Origin of the sequence: Chitinophaga sp. (assembly GCF_035564935.1) — a bacterium.
Taxonomy (GTDB): domain Bacteria; phylum Bacteroidota; class Bacteroidia; order Chitinophagales; family Chitinophagaceae; genus Chitinophaga.
Genome location: NZ_DATMTE010000629.1, coordinates 1 through 4,957 on the forward strand (window position 1 = coordinate 1; position 4,957 = coordinate 4,957).

The window sequence follows — 4,957 nt, forward strand, 5'->3', positions numbered from 1 at the left end:
AAAGTTTAAATCAAAAAGCAAAAAGCCATTGTAGTGGAGATAATAACATATACATATAATATATGATCGCTTTATCCCCTTTACAACGGCTTTTTGCTTTATGCATTAAGCTTTTGCTTAATTAAGCGTTCCTGTTAATACAGTTCAGATCCCTGAATGCTTCTTCCAGGCGTTTAACAAAGGTTTCTTCACCTTTGCGCAGCCATACGCGGGGATCGTAGTATTTTTTATTTGGCTTATCGGCGCCTTCAGGGTTACCCAGCTGAGCCTGGAGGTAATCCTTCTTTGCTTCGTAGAAATCGTGGATACCTTCCCAGAATGCCCACTGCATATCAGTATCAATGTTCATTTTGATAACACCATAACCCAGTGCTTCTGTGATCTGGTGCTTAGGAGAACCGCTACCACCATGGAATACGTAGAATACCGGTTTGGCGGCAGTTTTAAATTTCTCCTGGATGAACTCCTGGCTATTGTGCAGGATCACCGGGCGAAGCTCCACGTTACCGGGAGAGTATACACCATGCACGTTACCGAAAGCAGCGGCCACGGTGAAACGCGGACCTACTTTGGATAAAGTTTCATACGCATAGGCTACTTCTTCAGGCTGGGTATACAATTTGGAGTTGTCTACACCGGAATTGTCCACACCATCTTCTTCACCGCCGGTTACGCCCAGTTCAATTTCGATGGACATACCCAGTTTATTCATTCTCTCAAAATATTTATGAGAAATTTCGATATTTTCTGCAATCGGCTCTTCAGACAGATCCAGCATATGAGAGCTATACAGTGGCTGACCGGTTTGTTTGAAATGTTGTTCACCGGCATCCAGCAAACCATCGATCCATGGCAGCCATTTCTTGGCAGCATGGTCTGTATGCAGCACTACGGGAACACCGTAATATTTAGCTACTTCATGTACATGTTTGGCGCCGGAAATACCACCCGCAATGTTCGCCTGCAGCTTGTCGTTCGGCATACCTTTACCGGCAAAAAATTGTGCACCACCGTTAGAAAACTGGATGATAACCGGTGAATTTACTTTAGCAGCTGTTTCCAGTACCGCATTCACGGAGTTAGTTCCCACAACATTTACGGCAGGCATAGCAAATCCGTTGTCTTTGGCATCGTTATACAGCGCATCCAGCTCTTCGCCGAATAATACGCCAGCTCTGTATTTTCCCATACTCTGATATGTGTTTTAATTTTTTAGGAAAGCAAATATAAGGAGTTAAATAGAAGATTTATAGCGAAAAGTAAGTGCTTATGTATTAATTCTACCAACAGAAAAATGTATTTTAACCCGCATTAATCCCGTTTTATATGAAATTATTCCTGTTTTTCCTCGTGGTGATATTCCTGCAAATGCCCTCCGGCAGAGCATCTGCGGTTAATGCAACCGATTCCCTGCAATACTTTACTTCGTTTGACGGAACCCGTATCCATTATACCGTTACCGGTACCGGGGCGCCTGTACTGTTGGTACATGGCTTTATAGTGAACGGGGATTCCTGGAAGAAAACGGCCTTGTACGATTCGCTGGTTGCGCACAGGTATAAGGTAATTACCCTTGATTTGAGGGGAAACGGGGCATCGGATCATCCGCGTGATAGCCTCGCCTACCTCGATGATGCGGAAACAAAGGACATTATGGGATTGATGACCTGGCTTAATATTAATAATTACCAGGCAGTGGGTTATTCCAGGGGCGCCATTATTGTATCGCGCTTACTGGTGCTGGACGCCCGGGTACGCAGCGCTGTGATGGGAGGGATGGGCACCGCTTTTACAGATCCCGCCTGGCCGCGCCGGCAGCAGTTTTACGAGGCGCTATCGGGGAAAGATGTACCGGAGCTGGCCCCCATGGTGAAATATGTACAGCAATCGGGGCTTGATCAGCGCGCCCTTGCCATGATGCAGTTGGGCCAGCCCTCCACTACACCACAGGAACTGGCCGGCGTGCATCAGCCGGTATTGGTTATCGGAGGGGATAAAGACGAAGACAATAATACCGGCGGCGCTCTCGCAGCCATGATGCCGGCAGGAATGCACGGCACCGTAGCCGGAGATCATAATTCAGTAGTGCGTAGCGTACCCTTCGCTGAATGGGTGCTCGATTTCCTCCAAAAGCATTAACTCACCGTAAGCATGTTTCCATCCACCTTGATGGTATAAGCCGTAAGCGCTGCAGTGGCCGGGCCGGTATTTACGGCACCGGTGGTGGTGTACCGGCTGCCATGACCGCAAGGTGCGTTACATTCAATTAACTTGGAGCTGTTGTTGTAAGTAGCTACCGTACACCCCTGGTGGGTGCAGGTGCTGGAAAGCGCCGTGAAAGACGATGCCGAATTGCCCGCTGCAGTGCGGATAATGATTACCCCGTTGGAGATCTTAAAGTCGCCCACATTGGTGAGATCATTGCCCAGGTTCAATGATAATTTGGCGTTACCTCCGCCGCCGCCGGGAGGATTGGGATCCGGATTATTGTCGCCGCCCTTGCTGCAGGCAGCTAAACCGGCAGTACATACAAGCGCCAGTGTAAGTCCGATGTTGGAAACAAAATCTCTTCTTTCCATAAAGTGCGTTTTAGTTGAGTGGATCGTTATCCTGTTTACGCAGGTGGAAGGAAGAAAGTTGCCTTAGTGAGTGAATTTTGTCCTGGAATGCTGATTAGACTGATTAGGTTGATTTTACTGATTTTATTTTTTGTATTAATTTTTAATCAACGTTTGAAAATAGGCGGGGGCTTCCAGCAAACGGCTGCCATACCAGGAAAACATTTCACCGTCTACCAGCTGGATATGTGCATCCGGCAATATGGCCTGTAGTTCTGCGATATGTTTTTCCTTAAAAGGATAGGGCTCTGAAGAAAGTAATACCCGGCAGCAGCCACTGCTGGCCAGTTGTGTGGCAGTAACAGCCGGGTACCGGGGAAGCGTTTCAAACACATTCCGGAAACCGCACAACTGCAGCATCTGGTGGATGAAGGTATCGCCGCCGGCCACCATCCACGGATCTCGCCAGATAAAATAGGCAGCGGGAACGGCTTCGGTAAAAGGTTGCAGCGAAGAAAAATTGGCTTTGATCCGGGAAACGATACTGGCGGCGGCATCCACGCGATCCGTTACCGCGCCGATACCGGTGATCATGCTGTATGCATCTTCCAGGGTCTGGATATTACTCACCCATACCGGGTACTCCTGCATCAGCAGTTCTACATCTGCCGCCAGGTTTTCTTCCTTGTTGGCAATGATAAGGTCTGGTGAAAGCTGCCGTATAATATTGGGATGAATATTTTTAGTACCGCCTACCCGCGTTTTTTCCCGGAACCACGTTAACGGATGTACGCAGAATTTGGTAATGCCTACCACTTCTTTTCCGAGTCCGAGGGAATACAGCAATTCTGTTTGGGAGGGCACCAGTGAAACGATCCGCCGTGGCGGATTTTCGAGTATTATCTGCCGGTGCAGCTGATCAGTAAATAACATGCGATGCTTTTATCTGCCTAGTGCCTGTATAATATCATATTTGGTAACGATGTGATGATTACCACTGTCATCTTTTGTAAGCACGGCGCCGTTTTCCCGGTTGATATACACCGATAGTTTTTCAATAGGCGTATCCTGGCTTACCAGCGGGAAGGATGGCTGCATTACCTGTTGTACCAGTGCATCTTTCAGGTTGGCATCATCGATCAGGCGATTGAATAACCCGTTTTCAGAGATGGCGCCGATCAGCTCTCCGCCTTCCTCTACAGGGATATGTTCGATATCGTATTTTTTCATCCTGGCAATAGCTTCACTCACTTTTTCTCCCGCGCTGATGGTTACCAGTGGCTGATTGCGACGGCCGTTCACTACATCCTTTACTGTTTTTACATCCAGGAATCCGCGTTCCATCATCCATTGATCGTTGTAAATTTTTCCAACATAGCGGCTGCCATGATCATGAAAAATAACCACCACCACATCGGTAGGCTTTAATGATTCTTTCAGCTGCAACAGTCCTGCTATGGCCGATCCGGCAGAATACCCCACGAAGATGCCTTCTTCTTTGGTAATACGGCGCGCCATCACCGCAGCATCTTTATCGGTTACTTTTTCAAATTTATCGATCACCTTCATGTCGTAATTCTCCGGCACAAAATCTTCCCCGATGCCTTCGGTGATGTAAGGATACACTTCACTCATATCCAGTTGCCCGGTTTCAAAATACTTCTTCAGTAAGGAACCATAACTGTCAATGGCCCATACTTTAATGTCGGGGTTCTTTTCTTTCAGGTATTTTCCAGTGCCGGTAACGGTACCGCCGGTGCCGGTAGCCACCACCAGGTGCGTGATCTTCCCTTCGGTTTGTTCCCATATTTCAGGACCGGTTTGCTCATAGTGCGCATCGCGGTTGGCAAGGTTATCGTATTGATTTACATAAAATGAATTGGGTACTTCTGTGGCCAGTCTTTTGGACACGGAATAGTAGGAGCGGGGATCTTCAGGTTCCACATTGGTAGGACAAACAATCACTTCCGCGCCTACGGCTTTCAGGATATCCACTTTTTCTTTGGATTGTTTATCTGTAGTGGTAAAAATACATTTATATCCCCTGATAATAGCCGCCAGTGCAAGGCCCATGCCGGTATTGCCGGAAGTGCCTTCAATAAGGGTACCGCCAGGTTTGAGCAATCCTTTCTCTTCCGCTACATCCACCATTTTCACGGCCATACGGTCTTTAATAGAGTTGCCGGGGTTAAAGAACTCCACCTTTGCCAATACCGTACAGGGAAGCGTGGCGGTTACGCGGTGTAGCTTTACCATCGGGGTATTTCCTATCGTTTCGAGTATATTATCACAGTATTTCATAAAAATGAGGTTGTATGGTTACGAAAATACGGAAATGAACTGAGACAGATCGCCTTCGGCAATGCGGAGTTTGTCTGACTCAGGATTAAACTGATTAC

General features: G+C 47.5%; 5 protein-coding genes. 1 reads left to right on the forward strand and 4 read right to left on the reverse strand.

Annotation, left to right across the window (positions count from 1 at the left end):
* Positions 1-121: 121 nt before the first annotated feature.
* Positions 122-1,189 (reverse strand): class II fructose-bisphosphate aldolase, encoded by a 1,068-nt coding sequence (gene fbaA, locus VN105_RS15995; protein ID WP_325642532.1) that lies wholly within the window; start codon positions 1,187-1,189, stop codon positions 122-124.
* A gap of 137 nt (positions 1,190-1,326) precedes the next feature.
* Between fbaA and VN105_RS16000 the strand changes: the two genes are divergently transcribed.
* On the forward strand, positions 1,327-2,139 hold the full coding sequence (locus VN105_RS16000; RefSeq protein ID WP_325642533.1) for an alpha/beta hydrolase: 813 nt from the start codon (positions 1,327-1,329) through the stop codon (positions 2,137-2,139).
* On the opposite strand, the gene VN105_RS16005 is transcribed toward VN105_RS16000, so the two are convergent.
* The 3 genes from VN105_RS16005 to VN105_RS16015 form a co-directional block, all read right to left on the reverse strand.
* Positions 2,136-2,579: a Rieske (2Fe-2S) protein gene (locus tag VN105_RS16005; protein ID WP_325642534.1), complete on the reverse strand. Its 444-nt coding sequence runs from the start codon at positions 2,577-2,579 to the stop codon at positions 2,136-2,138. The genes VN105_RS16000 and VN105_RS16005 overlap by 4 nt on opposite strands.
* Before the next feature lie 135 nt (positions 2,580-2,714).
* On the reverse strand, positions 2,715-3,491 hold the full coding sequence (locus VN105_RS16010; RefSeq protein WP_325642535.1) for a helical backbone metal receptor: 777 nt from the start codon (positions 3,489-3,491) through the stop codon (positions 2,715-2,717).
* Positions 3,492-3,500: 9 nt separating this feature from the next.
* Positions 3,501-4,859 (reverse strand): pyridoxal-phosphate dependent enzyme, encoded by a 1,359-nt coding sequence (locus VN105_RS16015; protein WP_325642536.1) that lies wholly within the window; start codon positions 4,857-4,859, stop codon positions 3,501-3,503.
* Positions 4,860-4,957: the final 98 nt, after the last annotated feature.